Here is a 21,722-nt window from a genome sequence, read left to right as displayed (position 1 = left end):
ATTCAATGACCATCACCACGCAAGCACCGCTCACCGTCACCCTTGGCTCCAGCGGCGTCACGCCCGAGGACGTTGTCGCCGTCGCCCGCCACAACGCCCAGGTGACCATCGCCCAGGAAGCGCTGGACACGGTGGCGAAGGTCCGCGCGCACATCGACGAACTCGCGCACAGCGAGACCCCCGCCTACGGCATTTCCACCGGCTTCGGCGCGCTGGCCAACCGGCACATCCCCAGCGAGCTGCGCACCCAGCTGCAGAAATCGCTGATCCGCAGCCACGCCGCCGGCATGGGCCCGGCCGTGGAACGCGAGGTGGTCCGCGGCATTATGTTCCTGCGCGCCAAGACACTGGCCTCCGGCCGCACCGGCGTCCGCCCCGTCGTCCTGCAGACCATGGTGGACGTTCTCAATGCCGGCATCACACCGGTGGTCCGCGAATTCGGCTCGCTTGGCTGCTCCGGCGACCTCGCCCCGCTGTCCCACTGCGCCCTGGTGCTGATGGGAGAGGGTGAAGCGGAAGGGCCCGACGGCGTGACGTACGGCGGGCGGGGTGAGGCAGCTGTCGCCGAGCTGCTCGCCGGGCACGGCATCGAACCGGTCACCCTCGCCGAGAAGGAAGGCCTGGCGCTGGTCAACGGCACCGAGGGAATGTTGGGCATGCTCCTGATGGCCATCGCGGACCTTCGCCAACTGCTGACGACGGCGGATATCACCGCCGCGCTCAGCGTCGAGGCGCTGCTGGGTACGGACCAGGTTTTTGTGCCGGAGCTGCATGCGGCCTTGCGTCCGCACCCCGGCCAGGCCGCCAGCGCGGACAACATGCTGCGTGTGTTGTCGAACTCGCCGATCGTGGCCTCGCACCGCGTGGGGGATTCCAAAGTCCAGGACGCCTACTCGCTGCGCTGCGCGCCCCAGGTGGCCGGGGCCGCGCGGGACACGGTGGACTACGCCGCCCTGGTGGCGTCCCGCGAGCTCGCCGCGGCCATCGACAACCCGGTGGTCCTGCCGGACGGGCGCGTCAGCTCCAACGGCAACTTCCACGGCGCACCAGTGGCCTACGTCCTGGATTTCCTGGCCATTGCCGTTGCGGACCTCAGCTCCATCGCTGAGCGCCGGACGGACCGGATGCTGGACCCGGCGCGTTCGCACGGGCTGCCGGCGTTCCTGGCCGCGGATCCGGGTGTCGACTCGGGCCTGATGATCGCCCAGTACACGCAGGCCGGGCTGGTCTCGGAGAACAAGCGCCTGGCCGTCCCGGCGTCGGTGGATTCCATTCCCAGCTCCGCCATGCAGGAGGACCACGTGTCCATGGGCTGGCACGCGGCCCGAAAGCTCCGCAAGGCCGTGGAGAACCTTCGCCGCGTCTTGGCCATCGAACTGGTGACGAGCGCCCGTGCCATCGACATGCGGACGCAGCTGTCCGACGGCGAGCTCACCCCCGGCCCGGCAGGCGCTGCCGTGATCGGGGTGCTGCGGTCCGTCGTCGAAGGCCCGGGAACCGACCGGTTCCTGTCGCCGGAGCTGGAGGCAGCTGACCGTCTGGTTGCCTCAGGAAGGGTCCGGGCAGCCGCCGAATCTGCCGTCGGAATTCTTGCCTGAGCGGGAATATCCTTCGGTCCTGCCGAGAAATTCGTCCAATGTCGAAATATGGTGCAACACGAACAATTCGACGCCGGGAAGTGTAGTAGAACTGAAGGTGTAGTAAAAGTCACATCAAAGAGGCTGTGGCGCAGGACGTATACAAAGGGGTAGTAGTTCAAATGAAAGCACGTGGGGCTGTCCTGTCGAGGCGCAATGTCCACTCGGCCACCATCTCGGAGTGGGGAACGCTCAAAGCCGGGGACCGGGTGGAAATCATCAAACACGCGCACGTCATTGCGGCGGGCGAAGTGGAAGAAGTATCGCAGAGCGGGAACGTGCTGTGGCTCGTGCCGGCCACTCCGTCAGAAAAGGAACTTTTCCTTAAATCCGACGGTGTAGAGGTCCGCAGGAGTTAGGAACACAAGACCAAATAGCAAAGAGTCCCCGCCTTCCGTTACCGGCAGGTGGGGACTCTTTGCGTGGATCGCGGGCTGGATCGAAGCATCGATCGAAGCCCGGATCCAGGGCCGAATCAGCTCAGGCTGCAATGCTTTCGTACGTTTCACCAAAGGGGACCGACTCGTCCAGGGCCACGGTGAAGCGTCCCGGGCGCAGCCGCGTAACAAGGATGCCGCAGGCGGCTTCTTTCGCCGGCTCGATCAGCGTGGCAACAGCGTTGTCCAGTCCTTCGTGCATCTCGTGCGCTGTGGAAAACTGCAGGTCGATGGACAGGGAAGCCGCGGCTTCGACGGCCGCCACGGCGGCCAGGGGGCGTTCCAATGTAGCTGTATTCATGTGCCGAACTTTCTGTGTCTCGTGCCAAAACGGCTCGATCCACTCTATCGGATACGGGACCTAGGATGTCAGATGACTGCTGTCTCGTGCGCCTAGACGCCAAAAATCCGAAGCTTGTTCGCCGGACCACACCGTCAGGGCGGGGTCCGGCGAACAAACTTCGGATAGAAGGCGGTGCCCGGATCAGCCCGCCATGCCCGCTTTGACGGCCAATACTGGACAATCAGCCTCGAGCAGGATCCGCTGCGACGTGCTGCCCATGATCAGTTTGCCCACCGGGCTGCGGCGGCGCAGCCCGATCACGATGAGCTCGGCGTTGTGCTCCTCCGCGGCATCGAGCACCTCCGCTGCCGCATCGTGGCCGCGGACCGGCTGCTTGATCACGTGGTCGATCCCGTGGGCGGCCAGGCGCGCCTCGATGCCCTGCATTTCGGACTCCTGGGCGTACCGGTTGTCCACCAGGGCATCACCCTTGGAGGAGTTGATGACCAGCAGGGTGGTGTTGCTCCTCCTGGCCTCGGCGATGGCCTGGGCCAGGGCCGCTTCGCCCTCCGGGGTAGGGACGTATCCCACCACAATCGTCATGGCTGTACCTCTTTTTCTGTCAGTTGATCTTCTGCTGCGGGGCGGATGCGGGGCGGGGCGGATACGGGGGGCTGATGCGGGCCTGATGCCCAGGACTGGGTAGCCGACTGGTTAGCCGTCGCCGTCCCCGTCGCCGCCAGTGGTGGCACGGTGGCTGCTATGGCTGGAGCTGCCACCCGAGGCATCCGTCGGTTCGGATGCGCCGGAGCGGGTGGCGGCCACACCTGCCGGCACTGCTGCCGGCCGGTTCCGGCGGATCAGCTTGAAAAGCAGCGGCCACAGGAGGATGAGGGCGATGATGATGTAGATGCCGACGGCGATCGGCTCACTCCAAAGGCCGGCGGGGTCGCCGGCGCTGAGCTGCAGCGTCTGGCGGAGCTGCTTTTCGATGCGCGGTCCGAGGATGACTCCGAGGATGAGCGGCAGGACGGGAAGTCCGAACCGCCGCATCATGAAGCCAAGCGCGCCGAGCGCCAGCAGGAGCACCAGATCGAACGCCTGCAGGTTCACCGAGTAGGCGCCCAGTGTCGCGAAGAACAGGATGCCGGCATACAGGTAGGGTCGCGGGATCTGCAGGAGCTTGGCCCACAACGGTGCCAGGGGCAGGTTGATGATCAGGAGCAGGAAGTTGCCAATGAAGAGGCTCGCGATGAGGGCCCACACCAGCGGTCCCTGGCTCTCGAACAGCTGCGGTCCCGGCTGGATGCCGTACTGCGTGAAGGCTGCCAGCATTACCGCAGCCGTGGCGTTGGTGGGCAGGCCCAGGGCCAGCATGGGGGTCAGAGTGCCGGCTGCGGCAGCGTTGTTGGCTGCTTCCGGACCGGCCACGCCCTCGATGGCGCCCTTGCCGAACTCCTCTGGGTGCTTGCTGAGTTTCTTCTCGGTGACATAGGAGAGGAATGTGGGGATCTCGGCGCCGCCGGCCGGAAGTGCGCCGAACGGGAAGCCGAACGCGGTGCCGCGGAGCCAGGGTTTCCAGGACCGCTTCCAGTCCTTTTTGCCCATCCACGGACGTCCCACGGGGATGACCTGCAGGGGTGTGCGGCGCAGGTGCGCGGCAACCCACAGCGCCTCGCCCACGGCGAAGATAGCCACTGCAACCACCACGATGTCCAGGCCATCAGCCAGGAGCGGTACGCCGAACGTGAGCCGGGCCTGGCCCGTGACCACGTCCAGGCCCACCAGGCCGATGGCGAGGCCGAGGCCCAGGGACGCGAAGCCCCGGAGCCGCGAGGAACCCAGGACCGCGGTAACGGCAAGAAGCGCGAGCACCATGATCGCGAAGTAGCTGGGGGCGCCCAGGCTGATGGCGAACGTCACCACGATCGGCGCGCAGACAGCGAGGAGGGCGGTGCCGATGGTGCCGGCCACGAACGAGCCGATGGCCGCCGTCGCCAGCGCCTGGGCGGCCCTGCCGGCTTTCGCCATCTTGTTGCCTTCGATGGCCGTGACCACAGACGACGATTCACCCGGCGTATTCAGCAGGATGGAGGTGGTGGAGCCGCCGTACATGCCGCCGTAGTAGATGCCGGCGAACATGATGAAGGCGCTGGTGGGTTCCAGGGCGTACGTGACCGGAAGCAGGAGCGCAACGGTCATGGCCGGGCCGAGGCCCGGGAGGACGCCGACGGCGGTACCCAGGACGACGCCGATCACGGCGTAGAGGAAATTCATGGGGGTGAGGGCGGTGGCAAAGCCGTCCATCAGGGAGGAGAAGACATCCATCAGAGAATCCCTTCCAGGAGGCCGGCGGGCAGGTTAATGCCAAGGCCAAGGTAGAAACCGTAAAAGGTCAGGAGGGACATTGCCACCGAGATGAGTCCGTCGCGGATGTAGTTCCGGCCGCCCAGTGCCCAGACGCTGCCCCAGAACAGGATGGTGCCGGAGATGACCCAGCCGGCCCAGTCGATCAGCAGGATGTTCGCGATGAAGGCGCCTGCCAGTGGCAGGACCGTCTTCCAGTCGGCGGGGTGGGAAAGGTCCACGTCCTCGCCGCCTTCCGCCTCGCCTTTGCCACCGCGGAGCACGTTGACGGCCAGCATCACGGCGCAGATCAGCAGCAGGCCGCCCACGATGAACGGCAAGGTCTTAGGTCCTACGGGATCAGACTGAGAGTAGGTGGTAGCGATGCGGGTTGCGTCCCATATGACCAAGGCCCCGGCCGCCCCGAGCAGGAGGGCAACCCCCAGCTCGGAGCGGCCTTTGAGCCGTGAGGCCAAAGTTGGTGAGGAGCTCACGCCAGGCCAAGCTTCGTGAGGACGTCCGCCACCCGCTTGTCCTGCTCGGCCAGGAAGCTTTCGAACTCGGCGCCGGTGATGAAGGCGTCGCTCCAGCTGTTGGTCTTCAGGGCTTCCTTCCAGGCGGCCGTGCCGTGCATCTTTTCGAGTGCCGCGATCAGCTTGGCCTTGTCAGCGTCGGTGATGCCCGGAGGGGCCACGATGCCGCGCCAGTTGGTGAATACCAGGTCGATGTTGGATTCCTTGAGCGTGGGAGCGTCCACGCCGTCGAGCCGCTTCTCGCCGCTGGTGGCCAGGACACGGACCGCACCGGATTCGATCTGCTTGAGGTATTCGCCTGCACCGGAGGCCGCGAAGCCCACCTTGTTGCCCAGGATGGCCGGGAGGAGGTCTCCACCGCCGTCGTAGGACACGAAGTTCACCTTGGTGGCGTCGATGCCCAGGGCTCCGGCCAACTGCATGGGCAGCAGGTGGTCAGGGCCGCCGGGGGAGGAACCTCCGCCAACGCTGATGGAACCCGGGTCAGCCTTCCAGGCGGTGACCAGGTCATCGATGGTTTTGTAGGGCGAATCCTTGTTGACCATGATGGCGCCGGGTTCTTCGATGAGCCGGGCCAGGGGAGTGGTGGCCGTCAGCTTGGACTCGGACTTGTTGGTGTAGCTCGCGCCCACCACGCCCAGGCCCATGAGCATGGTGAGGTCGCCGTTGCCCTTTTCGTTGACGATGCGGGCCAGGCCCACGGTTCCGCCGGCGCCGGCGAGGTTGAAGACTTCGGGGTTCGTGGCGATTTTCTCGTCTTCGAGGACTTTGGCCGCCACGCGGGCGGTGGTGTCGTAGCCGCCACCTGCAGTGTTGGGGACCATGATCTGGAGCCCGGTCAGGGGGCCGGCGGGGGCGCCGGAGCTGGCTCCGTCTGTAGAGCTCTTCCCGGTGGCACCGCAGCCGGTGGCCATCAGGGCGATGCCGGCAGCGACGGCGGCGATTCGCAATGCGCGGATCTGGCGCATGTGTTCCTCTTCTCTAAATCTGATCAGCAAGTAACTGACTGGTGATCCGATGCTAGGCCCCTAAGTGACGGGCATCACTCTTGTGTACGCAGAGAAAGTTAAGTTCATTGCGTTCACGTTTCCGGCGGTACACCGTGGCTCTGCAGCAGGCATAGTTCAGGTAGCCTGACCACCAGAGACCCGACAATCAAAGACCACGCAACAAGAGGAAAGAACCACAGTGACTCGACGAAGAGGCATGTCCCTTGCGGGGCAGTACCTGGTCCTGCAGTTGCTTATCGTTTTCGCCGTCCTGGTGGCCGTGGTGGCCATCTCCCTGGCCCAGTCCGCGGCGGCGTTCGAGCGCGTTGAGGGCCGCCGGGCCCTGTCCGCCGCCGAAGCCCTGGGTGCCAATCCCACCGTACGGGCACTGCTACCCGCGGCCGAGCCCCGCGGCGGCTCAGCCCTTCCCGCCGTGGCCGAGTCGGTGCGGACAGTGTCCGGATCATCGCACGTGGCGCTCGCGAAGCTCGACCGCACAGTGGTTGCCTCCTCCAATCCCAGCCTGTTGGGCCAGCCGCTGGAACTCGGCGCCAGCCGCGTGCTGGAAGGCCGCGCATGGACCGGCGTGGTGGACGGATCCGGCACGGAGGAACTGTCCGCGCACGTTCCTGTCCTCGACGACACCGGACAAATGATCGGTATTGCCTCCATCAGCCGGAACTACCCCTCCACGTTGGAGCGGCTGGGGGATGCCGTGCCCAACCTCCTCACCTATCTCGGTGTGGCCAGCGTGCTGGGTGTTGCTGGCTCGCTGCTGCTCTCCCGCAGGGTGAAGCGGCAGACCCTGGGCATGGAACCGAGCGAAATCACCGGCCTGGTGGAAAACCGCGAGGCCATGCTGCATGGCCTGAAGGAAGGCGTCGTGGCGCTGGACCCGTACGAGCGCATCACCGTGGCCAACGACAGTGCCCGCGCGCTGCTTGGCCTCCCCGCTGACTGTGTGGGCAAGCGGCTCGCCGGCCTGTCCGTGGAGCCTGCGCTCAAGGAAGTCCTCACCCGCGAGCAACCGGAGCCGGACCAGCTGGTGCTCGTTGGCGACCGGCTGGTGGTGCTGAACCGAGTGCCCATCCGTTCGCGCGGCCGCGATATCGGCTCCGTCACCACGCTGCGCGACCGCACGGAACTGTCCGCACTTGAGCGGGAACTCGGGGCCACCCGGACGGCCACCGACACCCTCCGCGCCCAGGCCCACGAATTCGCCAACCAGCTGCACGTGATTTCCGGCCTCATCCAGATCGGGGAATACGATTCCGTGGTCCAGTTCGTCAACGGTGCCACCCTGGACCGGACCCGGCTCAACGACGAGGTCACCAGCCGTATCGAGGACCCGGCGCTCGCCGCACTCCTGATCGCCAAGTCGAGCCTCGCCACCGAACGCGGGGTCACCTTGCAGCTAGACCCGGAATCCGGGCTGAAGCGCGTTGATGATGAGCTGTCCCGCGACCTGACCACCGTCGTCGGGAACCTGGTGGACAACGCGTTCGACGCCGTCACCGGGCTTCCGGAGGCAGTGGTCAGGGTGCTCGTGGAGGACACAGCCGACGGCGTGACGGTCACCGTGAGCGATTCCGGCCCCGGCGTCGCCGGGGATCCGGGGGAAATCTTCCAGCAGGGTTTCACCACCAAGGACCCCGGCCCCGGCGGCAGCAGGGGCTTCGGCCTGGCGCTCTCCCGGGTGGTCTGCCGGCGCAGCGGCGGCGACCTCACGGTAACCAACAACAACGGGGCGGTCTTTACCGCCCGGCTGGAACGAACACGGAGAATGCAGCAATGATCAAAGTCCTGATCGTCGATGACGACTTTATGGTGGCCAAGGTCCACGCAGGGTTCATTCAACGCACTCCCGGGTTCGCCGTCGTCGGGGTGGCCCATACCGGCGCCCAGGCGGTCATCGAAACGGGGCGGCTGCAACCGGACCTGGTGCTGCTCGATATCCACCTGCCGGACATCAACGGCCTGGACCTGATGCACAAACTGCGCGAGGTGGCTCCGGAGCTGGATGTCCTGGTGATCAGCGCCGCCCGTGAGGTGGACACGGTGCGCAAGGCCCTCCGCGGCGGGATTGTGCACTACCTCATCAAGCCCTTCTCGCAGACTGACCTGCAGGAACGGCTGGAGCACTACCGCAGCGCCTACCAGGGCCTCGACTCCGCCAAGGATGTGGCGGAGCAGTCGGACGTGAACCGGGTGTTCGGGCTGGACCGGACCGATCGGCCGCTGCCGAAGGGCTGCAGCATCGAAACGCTGAAGCTCGTGGAAGCTGCCCTGAAGGAGGCCGACGGCGACCTCTCCGCCGCCGAAGTGGCCGTCCAGTTGGGCACGTCCCGGGTCAGTGCGCGCCGGTATCTGGAGTACCTCCACGACGAAGGCGTGCTGGAGGTCCGGCTCAAGTACGGCGTGGGCAGGCCCGAGCGGCGGTATGTGCTGAAGGGCTAGGGCATGCCCAGTGCGGCCTCGATCGGACCGACGGCGAAGAACAGCAGGAACGCGCCGGCCACCGCCCACATCAGCGGGTGGACGTCCTTGATACGGCCCTGGAATGTCCGGATCAGGACATAGGCGATGAAGCCCGCGCCGAGACCGTTGGCGATGGAGTACGTGAACGGCATCAGGGTCAAGGTCAGGAAAGCCGGGATGGCGATTCCCCAGTCCTGCCAGTCGATCTTGCCCACCTGGGAGACCATCATGAAGCCCACCACCACCAGGGCCGGGGCCACCGCCTCGAACGGAACGAGGTTGATCAGCGGGGTGAAGAACATGGCCACCAGGAACAGCAGGCCGGTGACGATGGACGCCACGCCCGTCCGAGCACCCTCGCCGATCCCGGCGCCGGCCTCAACATAGATCTGGTTCGAGGAGACGGATGCGCCGCCACCCACGATCGCGCCGAGCGCGTCCACCTGGAGCACACGGTCCACGTCCGGGATGTTGCCGTCCTTGTCCACCGTGCCGGCCTCGTTGGCCAGGCCCACCATGGTGCCCATGGCATCGAAGAAGATGCTGAGCAGGATCACGAAGGCCAGCAGGGTGGCGGCCACGAAGCCCAGGTGTTCAAAAGCGCCGAACGGGTTGGCCTTGCCGATCAGCGACAGGTCCGGGGCGCTCCACCCCGTAAAGGACGGCGCCACGAGGGACCAGCCCTGCGGGTTGGACGTAGTGCCGTCAAAGCCGGGGCCGATGTGGAGGGTCATTTCAAGGATCACGGAAATGATGGTGGAGGCGATGATGCCGATCAGGATGGCGCCCTTGACCTTACGGACCACCAGGGCGATGGTGAGGATCAGGCCGAACACAAAGACGGCCGTGGGCCAGCCCAGCAGTTTGCCGTCGAAGCCCAGGCCCACGGGAACGGTGGTGCCGGCAGCGTCCGGGATCCGGCGCACAAAGCCGGCATTCACCAGCCCGATCAGGGCGATGAACAGGCCGATTCCCACCACGATGGCGGTCTTGAGCCCGTCCGGGACGGCCTTGAAGACGGCGGTCCGGAAGCCGGTGAGGACCAGGATCATCATGGTCACGCCGGACAGGACCACCAGTCCCATCATGTCCGGCCACGTCAGGCCCGGGTTCGTGGCGACCGTGACGGCCACAAACGCGTTCACGCCCAGCCCCGCGGCCAGCGCGAAGGGGTGCCTGCCCCAGGCGCCCATCAGGATAGTGAGGATGCCTGCCACAAAAGCCGTCACAGCGGCCACTGCGGCAAAACCAAGTGTGTTGCCGCTGGAATCCGGGCCGGAGAGGATCAGGGGGTTAAGCACCACGATGTAGCTCATGGCGAAGAACGTGGCAAAGCCGCCGCGGATCTCGCGGGAGAGGTTGGACCCCCGCTCGGATATCTTGAAGTACCGGTCCAAGGCAAAGCCCTGCTTAAGCATTAGTCCTCCGGGATGTGTTGTTGGGGTTACTCGATCCTAGAGGGCGGGGGACCGCGCCTAGTATGCGCCCCTAGAATGTCTGTCAGGAACCTCACAATGCCGAGCAATGTTGGAGACGCCATGACTACTGACACATCGACAGTCCAGCAGCTCCCCGCGACCCACGTTGCCGACAGCCACGATCTGATCAGTGTGCAGGGCGCCCGGGAGAACAATCTCAAGGACATCAGCATCGAGATCCCCAAGCGGCGTCTGACGGTGTTCACCGGGGTGTCCGGATCGGGCAAGAGCTCACTGGTGTTCGCGACGATCGCCGCGGAGTCCCAGCGCATGATCAACGAGACCTACAGCGCCTTTGTGCAGGGGTTCATGCCTAACCTGGTGCGGCCCGACGTGGACCACCTCGACGGGCTGACCACGGCGATCATTGTTGACCAGGAGCGGATGGGCGCGAACCCTCGCTCCACGGTGGGCACTGCCACGGACGCCAACGCCATGCTCCGGATCCTTTTCAGCCGGCTGGGCACGCCGTACGTCGGGCCGCCCACGGCATTCTCCTTCAACGTCCCGACGCGGAAGGCCAGCGGTGTGATGAGCACCGAGAAGGCCGGCGGCCGGGTGGAGAAGGCTGTGGTGCAGAACGTTGTCTACCTGGGCGGCATGTGTGCGCGCTGCGAGGGCATGGGCTCGGTCTCCGACTTCGACCTCACGGCTTTGTACGACGACAGCAAGTCGCTCGGCGACGGTGCACTGACCGTCCCCGGCTACAGCATGGACGGCTGGTACGGCCGGCTGTTCGAGGGCATGGGACTCCCGATGGACAAGCCGATTGCCACGTTCACGAAGAAGCAGCTTGAGACGATGCTGTACTCCGAGCCCACCAAGATCAAGGTTGAGGGCATCAACCTCACGTTCGAGGGCATCATCCCGAAGATCCAGAAGTCCATGCTGTCCAAGGACGTCGAGGCGATGCAGCCACACGTGCGGCGCTTCGTGGAGAGCGCCATCACTTTCCAGGCCTGCCCCGAGTGCGAGGGCACGCGGCTCAGCCCCGAGGCCAGGTCCTCAAGGATCCAGGGCAAGAACATCGCCGACCTCTGCGAGATGCAGATCAGCGACCTGGCCGAGTGGGTCCGCGAATTCGACGAGCCGTCGATTGCCCCGCTCCTCAAAGGCCTGCGGCACCTCCTTGACTCGTTCGCCGAGATCGGGCTGGGTTACCTCTCCCTCGACCGCCCGGCCGGCACCCTCTCCGGAGGAGAGGCCCAGCGCACCAAGATGATCCGGCACCTGGGCTCGTCGCTCACGGACATCACCTACGTCTTCGACGAACCCACCATCGGCCTCCACCCGCACGACATCGAACGGATGAACCAGCTGCTGCTGCAGCTGCGCGACAAAGGCAACACCGTGCTCGTCGTCGAGCACAAGCCCGAGACCATCGCCATCGCTGACCACGTCGTTGACCTCGGCCCCGGCGCCGGCACCGCGGGCGGCAGCGTCTGCTTCGAGGGAAGCGTGGCGGGGCTGCGGGAAAGTGGAACCATCACCGGCCGCCACCTCGATGACCGGGCGTCGGTGAAGGCAGCAGTGCGTACGCCGTCCGGCACGCTCGCGGTGCGTGGCGCCTCGACGCACAACCTCAAGGACGTCGACGTCGACGTTCCACTCGGCGTGCTTTGCGTGGTGACGGGTGTGGCCGGTTCCGGCAAGAGCTCGCTGATCCACGGCTCGGTGGCCGGCCGCGACGGTGTTGTGGTGGTAGACCAGGGCGCCATCAAGGGCTCCCGCCGCAGCAACCCCGCCACGTACACGGGCCTGCTCGAGCCGATCCGCAAGGCGTTCGCGAAGGCCAACGGCGTGAAGCCGGCGCTGTTCAGCTCCAACTCTGAAGGTGCCTGCCCCACCTGCAACGGCGCGGGCGTCATCTTCACCGAGCTCGGCGTGATGGCCACCGTCGAGTCCACGTGCGAGGACTGCGAGGGCCGGCGGTTCCAGGCGTCAGTGCTGGAATACACGCTGGGCGGCCGCAACATCTCCGAAGTGCTGGCCATGTCCATGACAGAGGCTGAAGTGTTCTTCAGCGAAGGGGAGGCCCGCACGCCCGCCGCCCACAAGATCCTGGACCGGCTCGTCGACGTCGGGCTCGGGTACCTGACGCTCGGCCAGCCGCTCACCACGTTGTCCGGCGGCGAGCGGCAGCGCGTCAAGCTGGCCACCCAGATGGCAGAGAAGGGCGACGTCTACGTCCTCGATGAGCCGACCACCGGCCTCCACCTCGCCGATGTCGAGAACCTGCTGGGCCTCCTTGACCGGCTTGTCGAGTCCGGCAAATCCGTCATCGTCATCGAGCACCACCAGGCGGTCATGGCGCACGCCGACTGGATCATCGACCTCGGTCCCGGTGCAGGGCACGACGGCGGCAAGGTCGTTTTCGAGGGGACGCCCGCAGAGCTCGTGGCGGCCAAGTCCACGCTCACCGGCAAGCACCTCGCGGCCTACGTCGCCGGCTGAATGCCGGTGCCCGGGGAGCGTGCCCGGGAAGCGTGCGCGCACAGCGCGCGCTGCCGCTGCCCGGGGAAGTTCGCCTAGGCTTGGAGGACGCCAACCCAATGGAGCAGTACACCCATGCGATCAATCCGCCGCCAGTTGCTGAGCGTTGTGCTCGGGACCTTCGTTCTCGCCGCCGCGCTGCTGGGGTTTTCCGCCCCGGCGTCGGCACACGATGCCGCCGAGTCCAGCAGCCCCGCACAGGGGGCCACGGTGGCCACAACGCCGGAGCAGGTCTCGGTCACGTTCAACAAAAACCCGCTGGGCATCGGTGCACAGTTCTCCGTCAAGGATTCCGCCGGGGCTGAGTGGGCGGACGGCGCTGTTCAGATCGTGGACAGCACTGCCACCCAAAAGCTCAGGGCCGGCGCTCCGGCGGGGGCGTACACGGTGGCCTGGCGGGTGGTCAGCTCGGATTCCCACCCGATCGAGGGGACGTTCGGCTTCACGGCGACCGCCGCGGCGGCGGGAGCCGCGCCCTCGGGAACATCGTCGGCGGGAGCGTCGCCGTCGGCCGCTGTTCCCACGATGGGAACCGCGCAGCCGGGAACGGTGGCAGCTCCGGCCCCGGCCGAAGACGCGTCCGAACCGTTCCCCTGGAGCCTGGTGATCTTTGCGGCAGTGGCCGTCGGGCTGCTGGTGGCCATCGGTATCCTCGCGAAGCGTCGCCTCACCGCAGGCAGCGACGAAGAAACCGAACAGGCCTAGACGGCGGCGGCGCTTTCCGGGTGGACCGTTGCTGAAATGGCCTGGCCCACGGTCTTCGCCTGACGCAGGACTTCCTTGGGTGAGGGCGTGATGAGCTCGCCCACTCCCACGAGGTAGATGCCGATCTGCCGCATGGCCGCCACTAGGTTGCGGCCAACCGTGATGCCGAAGTCGCTGAGCATGCGCCGCAGCTGGCTGTGTGCGCACCGGGTCAGCACAATGTTGTCAGCCAGCAGGATTCCGTTGGGCGTATGGACTTCCCACTTGCCGGGCGGGGAGCCCGCGGCTGTTCCCGCAGTATTTCCGCCTGGTGCGCCGCCCACCATGGTCAGCTGAACCGCCCGGGTGGTGTTGCGGACATCCATGTGGTGGCTGGCGGCGTAGTTGCGCAGGTGGCGGAGGATCTCGTTGCGCTCCCGGAGGGAGTCGGAGTCTGCTGCGTCGCAGCGCTGCAGTGAAGCAGTGTTGGCCGGTTGTCCGGCGCCGAGGATGTCGAGCCCATCCACCACAATCGCGTCCACGCCGCGGCGGCGCAGTTCTGCGCCAACAGCCAGGCCTGAGAGCCCCGTGCCGATGATCACCGTGGTGGTCCGTTCGGTCCCGCCATTCACAGGCATGCTTGACACTACAGTTTTCCTCCTTCAAAGGCTTTCGGATGCAGGCAGCGTTGCCCCGCATGCGTTCCGTTACCCCCAAAGTCCGGCCGCAGCACCGGCCCGGGACGCACCTGAATGGGCGTCGGCGGACCGGCAGTGCCTCGAAGACTACAGAACATTCAGGGCCGTGGATAGCCCAAACACAAACATTCTCCTTAACGTTGAATACGGTTGCCACTCCGTTTGCCATGGGCTGTGGATAACCCGTCATCCAGCGGTCCGCAGCCGCTTGCTAAGTGTCTGCGGACCGAGAATAGTGAGAAGCGGAAGCAGGGTTCTCCAGCCCGTCGGGGCCCACATCGCGGCCGGTGCGGGCGGAGGGCGCCGCTTCTGGCAGAATAGCCGCAACATAAGGCAGTATCGCGAGGAGGCGGCCCGATGGGCGCACAAGAGATGCATCCGGATCCGGACCAGGACCGGGCCGGAAATTCGGCTGCTCCGGTGGGGATAGTTGTGGGGGTGGATGGTTCCGACCACGGCCAGTGCGCTTTGGTGTGGGCAGCCCGGGAAGCCGTGCGCCGCCGTCGGCCGTTGCATATTGTCACCGCGTATTCAGTGCCGATCTTTGCGGCGTCCGGACTGGACGGCGGGTACGCCACCGTGGATGATTCCGTTATCCGCGAGGGCGCCGAAGCGATCGTCAAGCAGGCGCTGGACAAGGTTTCCGGCTACAACATCGAAGTTGACGGCTCCGTGGAGAACGGAGACGCTTCAGGCGTGCTCCTGGAAATGTCCGAGACAGCCGATCTGTTGGTGTTTGGCACCCGCGGCCGCGGCGGATTTGTGGGACGCCTGCTGGGCTCGGTGAGCAGCGCCCTGCCGGCTCACGCCAAGTGCCCCACGGTCACGGTGCCGCTGGTGTGTTCGGACCGGCTGGGCGAAACCACCGAAGACAAGCGCATCAGGGCCGAGCAGGCCAAGCCAGGACACAAGCAGGTCGAGAACGTTGTCGTGGTGGGCGTGGACGGGTCCGAACAGGCACGCATCGCCGTGCTGGAGGCTGCGGACCAGGCTGAACGGCTCGGGGCAACCCTGCGCGTGATCTGTGCGGTGCCGCAGTTCAGCGGCTCCCTGGCCTGGGTTCCGGCCCCCATGGACCGCAAAGCCCTCTTCGATGACATCCGGGTCCAACTTAACGCCGGGATGGCCTGGCTCAAAAGCCACTACCCCAACCTTTCCGTGGAGTCGGAACTGCTGGACGGTTCGGCCGTGGATGTTCTCGTTGAGGCCAGCCGGCACGTAGAACTGGTGGTTGTGGGCACCCGGGGCCGTGGCGGGTTCACCGGCATGCTCCTGGGCTCCACGTCCGGCGGCGTGCTCCACCACGCCAAGAGCCCGGTCCTCGTGGTTCCGGACCGCGACGATCCGCGGCTGGCGGACCGGGCACAGTTCGGACCGATCCCCGGCGCAGCCTGACCCATCACCTTCGCAGCAGGAGGCATGAAAATGCCTGGCACCGGCAGTTCGTCTCCCATCCTCGGATTGGAGGCGGTCACCGCAGCAATGGTTCCCCTGGTGGGTGGCAAAGCGGCCAACCTGGGGGAGCTGCTCGCCGCCGGGCTGCCCGTGCCTGACGGATTCTGCCTCACCACGGAGGCCTACCGCGAGGCGACCGCGGGCCACGCGCATGGAACGGGCGGCCCGCTCGCCGAGGTCCACGCGGCGCTTCAAGCAACGCCCGACGGCGACCTCCCCGCCCTGGCTGCGCTCGCGTCCCGGGCCCGGGGTATTATCCAAAACGCCCCGGTCCCCACCGAGGTGGCCGCCGCCGTCGAACAGGCCTACGCCGCCCTGGGCGACAACGTTCCGGTGGCCGTCCGGTCCTCAGCCACTGCGGAGGACCTTCCGTCGGCGAGTTTCGCCGGCCAGCAGGACACTTATCTGAACGTGGTGGGCGCTGCCGCCGTCGTGGAAGCCGTGCGCAACTGCTGGGCCTCGCTCTGGACGGACCGGGCGGTCAGCTACCGGGCAAGCCGGGGGATCGATCCGGCCGCGGTGGCGCTGGCCGTGGTGGTCCAGCGGATGGTGGATGCCACCGCCGCCGGTGTGCTTTTCACCGCGAACCCGCTGACGGGCCGCCGGAAGCAGGCCGTGATCGATGCCAGCCCGGGCTTGGGGGAAGCGGTAGTGTCCGGGGCCGTGAACCCGGACCATTTCGTCGTTGACCCGCTCACCGGGCGGGTCCTGGAACGCCGGCTTGGGGACAAACGCATCGCGGTCCGGCCCATCCCCGGCGGCGGCACACGGACTCTGGCCATCAGCAACGGCGGGGCCGCGGCGTGCCTGACGGACAAGCAGGCCGCCGAACTTGCAGCCTTAGGCCACCGGGTGGAGGGTCACTTTGGCTCGCCGCAGGACATTGAATGGGCCATTGCCGGCGACGGTCATTTCTGGCTGACCCAGTCGCGGCCCATCACCACGCTGTTCCCCGTCCCGCAACGGGCGGCCGGCGGGGAGGGCACGCGCGTTTACCTTTGCTTCAGCCTGGCGCAAGGCCTGACCCGCCCCATCACGCCCATGGGTCTGGCAGCATTCCGGCTTATTGCCTCCTCGGTGGCCCGCGCGGCGCAATTCGATGTGCCCGAGCCGCGCAGGGGTCCGTCCCCTTACGCAGTGGCGGCCCAGCGGATCTACTTTGATCTGACCGCCGTAGCCCGCAGCACCACCGGCCGGCGGATCGTTCCGCGCGTCTTTGACGTGATGGAAGCTCGCTCGGCCACGGTGCTGCGCAGGGTTTTCGAGGACCCACGGTTTTCCGTGACGCGCAGGACGCCGCTGGGCTTGCTGCGGCACGTGGTCCCGGCGGCGGTGCATGCCAGGGTGCCGGAGACGCTGCTTCGGGCCGTTTTCCGCCCGGACGCGGCCCTCCGCAGGACCAACCGGCGGGCGCGCGAGTTCGCCGACTCCCTCGAACCGCCCGCCGGCCTCACCCCGCTGCAGCGCCTGGACCACGCTGAACACGTACTCGGCACGCGCATCTTCTCGGTGGTGCCGTCCATCCTGCCGCTCCCGGCTCTCGGGTTCGCTGCCCTGGCGCTCGCCGGAAAACTGCTGGGCGGCGGCCGGTGGGATGACCTGCAGGTTGTGCTCCGCGGGCTGCCCAACAACGTCACCACCGAGATGGACCTGGAGCTGTGGCGCCTCGCCCAGGTGATTAAGAACGACGGCGGTTCCCGCGCCGCCGTGACGGACCGGAAACCCGCCGAGCTGGCCGAAGACTTCCGCGCGGGCCAGCTGCCCGCGGTGCTGCAGTCCGGGCTGGCGCGGTTTATGGGCCAGTACGGTCACCGGGCGGTGGCCGAGATCGATGTCGGTATGCCGCGCTGGTCTGATGATCCCACCCATATCCTGGGTGTCCTGGCCAACTATCTCCGGCTTGAGGGTTCCGCGCTGGCGCCGGATGTCCAGTTCAGCAACGCCGCCGAGCAAGCGGACGCCTGCGTTGACCGCCTCGTCGCGGAGGCGCGGAGCCGCGGCCGGCTGCGCGGAACGGTGGTCCGGGCCGCGCTGCGTCGGGCCAGGCTGTTCGCCGGACTGCGCGAGCTGCCCAAGTACCAGCTGGTGGTGGGCCTCGCCGAAGTGCGGAAGCAACTGGCCTTGGCCGGCGCGGCGCTGGCTGCGGCAGGGGTGGTAGCCGAGGCGGATGACATCTTCTTCCTGGACCTGAATGAAGCCCGGACCGGCCTCGATTCGGGAGCAGCTGACCTCCGGGCCCTGGTGGCGCAGCGGCGCGCGGACTACGCCGTGGAACTTGAACGGCGGCACATACCCCGGGTGCTGCTGTCGGACGGCACGGAGCCGGAAGCCATTCCATCCGGCGACGCTGTGACGGCATCCACGGTGCCGGGGGCACTGAGCGGCAGCCCGGCGTCGGCCGGTGTTGTCACAGCGGCCGCCCGCGTGATCCTCAACCCTGTGGGTGCGCACCTGGAACCGGGAGAAATCCTGGTGGCGCCGTCCACGGACCCCGGCTGGACGCCGTTGTTCCTCACCGCGGGCGGACTCGTGATGGAGATGGGCGGACCCAATTCGCACGGGGCCGTGGTGGCGCGGGAGTACGGCATCCCGGCGGTGGTGGGTGTCCCGGACGCCACGCTCCGGCTGTTCACCGGGCAGGAAATAACGGTCGACGGCGGCGCCGGAACCGTGGTGCCGTCGTAGCCGGAGTGCCCCTCGGCATGACTTCCAGAAGGGGACGTGTGCGGCGGCGGTCCCCAGGCGTAACCTGAAGTATGGGCTCCAAGGATGAAGCGGGGCTGGCATGAACCGCGCATGGCTGCGCTGGGTGCCTGCCGCAGCTGTACCTGCAGTGATCGCCGCCGGTGTGCTGGTGGGATCCATTCCGGCTCGGGCCGGCGATCCGCTGCCACAAAAGTCTCCGGCTGAGGTCCTGACCCTCCTGGGCCAGCACAACACCAAGTCATTCTCCGGAACAGTCCAGCAGTCCGCCGAGCTGGGCCTGCCCGAACTGCCGGCCGCCGGTCCCAGCTCCGGACCGGTGTCGGCCGGCGGGGCCGCGTCGGTCCTGGAGTTCCTGACCGGCGAACACACCGCCCGGATCTTTATGGACGGGCCAACCAAGATGCGGGTCCAAGTGATGGACCGGCTCGCTGAACGCGACGTCATCCGGCGCGACAATGACGTGTGGTTCTACAACTCCAAGGACAACAGCGCCGCCCACCTGGCCCTGCCGGCGTTCGCCACCGATTTGCCGCTGCCTGTCCCCGAAACCCCCGCTCTGCCAGGACCTCCCGCCCTGCCTGAACCTCCCGCACCGCCCGGCGACCTGCCGGGCCGGGACCTGCCCTTGCCCGTTCTGCCTATGCCCATCCTGCCCGGCGAGAACCTGCCTGGCCCGCCCGTAATGCCGACGCCCGAGGATCTGGCCCGGAAGTTCCTCGCCGTCGTGGACAGTTCCACCGAGGTGACGGTGGGTCCGGACGTCGAAGTCGCCGGCCGGTCCGCCTACAATCTGGCTCTGGTGCCGAGGACGCAGGGGACGCTGCTTGAGAAAGTTGCCATCGCCGTGGACGGCGAGACAGGAATGCCACTGCGGGTAACTGTGATGGCACGCGGCCAGGCGGAACCGGCTTTTGAGGCCGGCTTCACCAGCCTGTCCCTGGCGGCCCCGGACGACTCGGTGTTTACGTTTGTTGCCCCGCCGGGCGCCACGGTCAAGGAGCTGCCGGTGCCGCCGGTCCCGTATATGCCCGGGATGCCAGCTCTCCCGCCCAGTCCCGGCGGGATTACGCCCGGCGTGGTTCCAGACAGCGGCCCGGACCAGCCCACTGCGCCGGACCAGCCCACCGCGCCGGACCAGGTTCCTCCGGACGCGGTTCCGCTGGACCAGCCCACCGCCGTGCCGGAAGAGCTCCCCGCCCCGGACAAGATTCCCGGCCGCGACGCCAGCCTGCGGCACCGTGATGCACCCCGGCCAACAGTGACCGGCCGGGGCTGGGAAACGGTGCTCGGGTTCCCCGCGGCACCCGGCGGGCAAGGGGCTGCCTGGACTGAATCCTTGCTGAAGGATCCGCTCCTGTCCCAGGCCGCCGTCGTCGTTCCCGGCGGACGGCTCCTGTCCACGGCACTGGTCAACGTCTTCCTGACGGACGACGGCAGGATCTTTGTGGGGATGGTCCCGGCGGAGCGGCTGCAGGCCGCCGCCGGCGCGGCGTGACTGCGGCCGGGGGGACGGCTGCCGCCGGGATAGCCGCCGCCCGGACCACTTCCACAGGCAATGGGACGGCCGGGCTGACCATCGAGACCCAAGGCCTGACCAAGCGTTTCGGCCACCAGCTGGCGGTCGACAACGTGGACCTCGCAGTTCCCCACGGCGCCGTGTTCGGGTTCCTGGGCCCCAACGGGTCGGGCAAAACCACCACCATCAGGATGCTGCTGGGCCTTGCCGCGGCGTCGGCTGGAACCGTCAGCGTCCTGGGCCTGCAGATGCCGCAGCGGCTGCATGAGGTCCTGCCGCGCGTCGGGGCGCTGGTGGAGGGGCCGGCGTTTTATCCGTTCCTTTCCGGCACCGCCAACCTGCACCGCCTGGATGCTGCCAGCCGGCATGCGGCGCCCGCTTCCCGGACCGCCCGAGTTGCCGCCGCGCTTGAGCGGGTGGGCCTCTCACACGCCGCCGGCAAGCGGGTCCACGCCTACTCTCTGGGCATGAAGCAGCGGCTGGGGATCGCCAACGCATTGCTGTCGCCGCGGGAACTGCTGGTGCTCGATGAGCCCACCAACGGACTGGACCCGCAGGGAACGCGGGAAGTGCGGAGCCTGGTCCGGTCGCTGGCCGCCGATGGCGCCACCGTCTTCATCTCCAGCCACCTCCTGGCAGAAGTGGAACAGATCTGCACGCACGCGGCCATCATGAGCGCCGGCCGGCTGGTGGCTCAGGGGCCGCTGGCGGAGCTCCGCCAGGCCGGTGAGACGCGGATCCGCCTGTTAACGCCCGACGCCGGGACGGCCAGTGAGGTCCTGCTGCGGCTGGGCATGTCCCCCATGGGAAGCCCTGAGGCGGGAACGCCTGAACCGGACGGGGACGTGCTGACCGCCGTCGCGGCTGCGTCCCGGCTGGAGGCCCCGGAGGACATTGTGGCGGAGCTCGTGGCGGCCGGGGTGCGGGTGCGGGGCTTTTCCGTTGAGCGGGAGAGCCTGGAGGAGCGCTTTGTGGCGCTGACGGGGGAGGGGTTCGACATTGCCCAATAGTGCTTCCGAGGCCGGCAGTCTTCCTTCAGCCAGCAGCGTTCCTGAGACGAGCAGCGGTTCTGAGACCAGCAGTGGTTCCGAAACCAGCAGTGGTTCTGGGCTCAGGAGCGCTCCTGGTGCGCCGTCGAGCCTGTCCCTGCTGGCGTCTGAGCTGAAGACGCTGTTCCGGCGTCGCCGGACCGCGGCCATGCTGCTGGCGCTTGCCGCGATACCGGTGCTGATCGCCGTCGCCGTCCGGCTCTCGTCATCCGTTCCTCCCGGGAGAGGACCGGCGTTCCTGGACCGGATCAGCCAGAACGGGCTGTTTGTGGCCGTCACGGCGATGCTGGTCTCTGTGCCGCTCTTTCTTCCCCTGACCATTGGGGTGGTGGCGGGCGATACCATCGCCGGCGAGGCCAGTCTGGGCACGCTGCGCTACCTGTTGGTGGCGCCCGCCGGGCGCGTGCGTCTGCTGCTGGTGAAGTACGCGGGAGCGCTGGCGTTCTGCCTGGCCGCCCCCGTCACGGTGGCCCTTGCCGGGGCGGCGATCGGAGTGTCGCTCTTTCCCATTGGGCCTGTGACCCTCTTGTCCGGCGACGTCGTCCAGCCACCCGAGGCCGCGCTGCGGCTGGTCCTGATTGCTGCCTACCTTGCGGTGTCCCTGGCAGGACTCTCGGCGATCGGCCTGTTCCTGTCCACCTTGACGGTGGTCCCGGTGGGCGCCATGGCCGCCACTGTGGTGCTGTCAGTGGTCTCGCAGGTCCTGGACCAATTGCCGCAGTTGGAATGGCTGCACCCTTGGCTGTTTACACATTACTGGTTCGGCTTCGCGGACGTCCTGCGCCAACCGGTGCTGTGGGACTCTTTTGCCAGCAACGCGCTGCTGCAGGCGGGCTACATCGCCGTCTTCGGGGCGCTCGCCTATGGCCGGTTCGTCACCAAGGACGTTCTGTCCTGAGCCTGGATGTCCTGCGCTTTCATTCCTGCGCCTGAAGTCCTG

Annotated in this window: 18 protein-coding genes; 11 read left to right on the top strand and 7 right to left on the bottom strand. The window is 67.2% G+C overall.

The window, feature by feature from the left end; translation table 11 throughout:
* Positions 1-5: 5 nt before the first annotated feature.
* Together hutH and ACVWY0_RS07620 are read left to right on the top strand one after the other, a co-directional pair.
* A complete protein-coding gene (gene hutH, locus ACVWY0_RS07625; RefSeq protein WP_485836147.1) occupies positions 6-1,598 on the top strand; it encodes a histidine ammonia-lyase in 1,593 nt (530 codons plus the stop codon).
* A 161-nt stretch (positions 1,599-1,759) separates the two neighbouring features.
* Entirely contained in the window at positions 1,760-1,996 is a 237-nt protein-coding gene (locus tag ACVWY0_RS07620) for a hypothetical protein (RefSeq protein WP_056348863.1), read from the top strand.
* 121 nt (positions 1,997-2,117) lie between these two features.
* Here the strand turns inward: ACVWY0_RS07620 and ACVWY0_RS07615 are convergent, their stop codons facing one another.
* The 5 genes from ACVWY0_RS07615 to ACVWY0_RS07595 all read right to left on the bottom strand — a co-directional run bounded on the left by ACVWY0_RS07615 (position 2,118) and on the right by ACVWY0_RS07595 (position 6,204).
* Positions 2,118-2,375, bottom strand: a complete 258-nt coding sequence (locus tag ACVWY0_RS07615) for a hypothetical protein (protein ID WP_485836146.1) — start codon at positions 2,373-2,375, stop codon at positions 2,118-2,120.
* A gap of 183 nt (positions 2,376-2,558) precedes the next feature.
* On the bottom strand, positions 2,559-2,960 hold the full coding sequence (locus tag ACVWY0_RS07610) for a universal stress protein (protein ID WP_485836145.1): 402 nt from the start codon (positions 2,958-2,960) through the stop codon (positions 2,559-2,561).
* Between the two features lie 111 nt (positions 2,961-3,071).
* Positions 3,072-4,685, bottom strand: a complete 1,614-nt coding sequence (locus tag ACVWY0_RS07605) for a tripartite tricarboxylate transporter permease (RefSeq protein ID WP_485836144.1) — start codon at positions 4,683-4,685, stop codon at positions 3,072-3,074.
* Positions 4,685-5,197: a tripartite tricarboxylate transporter TctB family protein gene (locus ACVWY0_RS07600; RefSeq protein ID WP_485836143.1), complete on the bottom strand. Its 513-nt coding sequence runs from the start codon at positions 5,195-5,197 to the stop codon at positions 4,685-4,687. Before ACVWY0_RS07600 ends, ACVWY0_RS07605 begins: the two co-directional genes overlap by 1 nt.
* Positions 5,194-6,204 (bottom strand): Bug family tripartite tricarboxylate transporter substrate binding protein, encoded by a 1,011-nt coding sequence (locus ACVWY0_RS07595; RefSeq protein ID WP_058930261.1) that lies wholly within the window; start codon positions 6,202-6,204, stop codon positions 5,194-5,196. The genes ACVWY0_RS07600 and ACVWY0_RS07595 overlap by 4 nt, the downstream gene beginning before the upstream one ends.
* Positions 6,205-6,442: 238 nt before the next feature.
* Between ACVWY0_RS07595 and ACVWY0_RS07590 the strand changes: the two genes are divergently transcribed.
* Together ACVWY0_RS07590 and ACVWY0_RS07585 are read left to right on the top strand one after the other, a co-directional pair.
* Complete coding sequence (locus tag ACVWY0_RS07590) at positions 6,443-8,020, top strand: sensor histidine kinase (protein WP_485836221.1); 1,578 nt, start codon at positions 6,443-6,445, stop codon at positions 8,018-8,020.
* Entirely contained in the window at positions 8,017-8,682 is a 666-nt protein-coding gene (locus ACVWY0_RS07585; protein ID WP_058930259.1) for a response regulator, read from the top strand. The genes ACVWY0_RS07590 and ACVWY0_RS07585 overlap by 4 nt, the downstream gene beginning before the upstream one ends.
* On the opposite strand, the gene ACVWY0_RS07580 is transcribed toward ACVWY0_RS07585, so the two are convergent.
* Complete coding sequence (locus tag ACVWY0_RS07580) at positions 8,679-10,121, bottom strand: NCS2 family permease (RefSeq protein ID WP_485836142.1); 1,443 nt, start codon at positions 10,119-10,121, stop codon at positions 8,679-8,681. The genes ACVWY0_RS07585 and ACVWY0_RS07580 overlap by 4 nt on opposite strands.
* A gap of 120 nt (positions 10,122-10,241) precedes the next feature.
* Between ACVWY0_RS07580 and ACVWY0_RS07575 the strand changes: the two genes are divergently transcribed.
* Positions 10,242-12,635: an ATP-binding cassette domain-containing protein gene (locus ACVWY0_RS07575; protein ID WP_485836141.1), complete on the top strand. Its 2,394-nt coding sequence runs from the start codon at positions 10,242-10,244 to the stop codon at positions 12,633-12,635.
* Positions 12,636-12,749: 114 nt separating this feature from the next.
* Positions 12,750-13,379: a copper resistance CopC family protein gene (locus tag ACVWY0_RS07570; RefSeq protein ID WP_485836140.1), complete on the top strand. Its 630-nt coding sequence runs from the start codon at positions 12,750-12,752 to the stop codon at positions 13,377-13,379.
* Here ACVWY0_RS07570 and ACVWY0_RS07565 read toward each other — a convergent pair.
* Positions 13,376-13,996, bottom strand: a complete 621-nt coding sequence (locus ACVWY0_RS07565; RefSeq protein WP_485836220.1) for an FAD-dependent oxidoreductase — start codon at positions 13,994-13,996, stop codon at positions 13,376-13,378. The genes ACVWY0_RS07570 and ACVWY0_RS07565 overlap by 4 nt on opposite strands.
* Before the next feature lie 417 nt (positions 13,997-14,413).
* Between ACVWY0_RS07565 and ACVWY0_RS07560 the strand changes: the two genes are divergently transcribed.
* The 5 genes from ACVWY0_RS07560 (at position 14,414) to ACVWY0_RS07540 (ending at position 21,680) form a co-directional block, all read left to right on the top strand.
* The gene (locus ACVWY0_RS07560; protein WP_485836139.1) at positions 14,414-15,451 is read left to right on the top strand and encodes a universal stress protein; all 1,038 of its coding nucleotides are present in this window, start codon (positions 14,414-14,416) and stop codon (positions 15,449-15,451) included.
* 24 nt (positions 15,452-15,475) lie between these two features.
* Entirely contained in the window at positions 15,476-18,196 is a 2,721-nt protein-coding gene (locus ACVWY0_RS07555) for a PEP/pyruvate-binding domain-containing protein (RefSeq protein WP_485836138.1), read from the top strand.
* A gap of 100 nt (positions 18,197-18,296) precedes the next feature.
* Positions 18,297-19,712: a LolA family protein gene (locus tag ACVWY0_RS07550; RefSeq protein ID WP_485836137.1), complete on the top strand. Its 1,416-nt coding sequence runs from the start codon at positions 18,297-18,299 to the stop codon at positions 19,710-19,712.
* 74 nt (positions 19,713-19,786) lie between these two features.
* Positions 19,787-20,743: an ABC transporter ATP-binding protein gene (locus tag ACVWY0_RS07545; RefSeq protein ID WP_485836219.1), complete on the top strand. Its 957-nt coding sequence runs from the start codon at positions 19,787-19,789 to the stop codon at positions 20,741-20,743.
* 130 nt (positions 20,744-20,873) lie between these two features.
* Positions 20,874-21,680 (top strand): ABC transporter permease, encoded by an 807-nt coding sequence (locus ACVWY0_RS07540; RefSeq protein WP_485836218.1) that lies wholly within the window; start codon positions 20,874-20,876, stop codon positions 21,678-21,680.
* Positions 21,681-21,722 lie beyond the last annotated feature (42 nt).

The sequence above is a fragment of the Arthrobacter sp. UYNi723 genome (genome assembly GCF_054057635.1).
The sequence above is the reverse complement of the archived record's forward strand: the minus strand, read 5'-3'. Positions and strand labels throughout refer to the sequence as shown.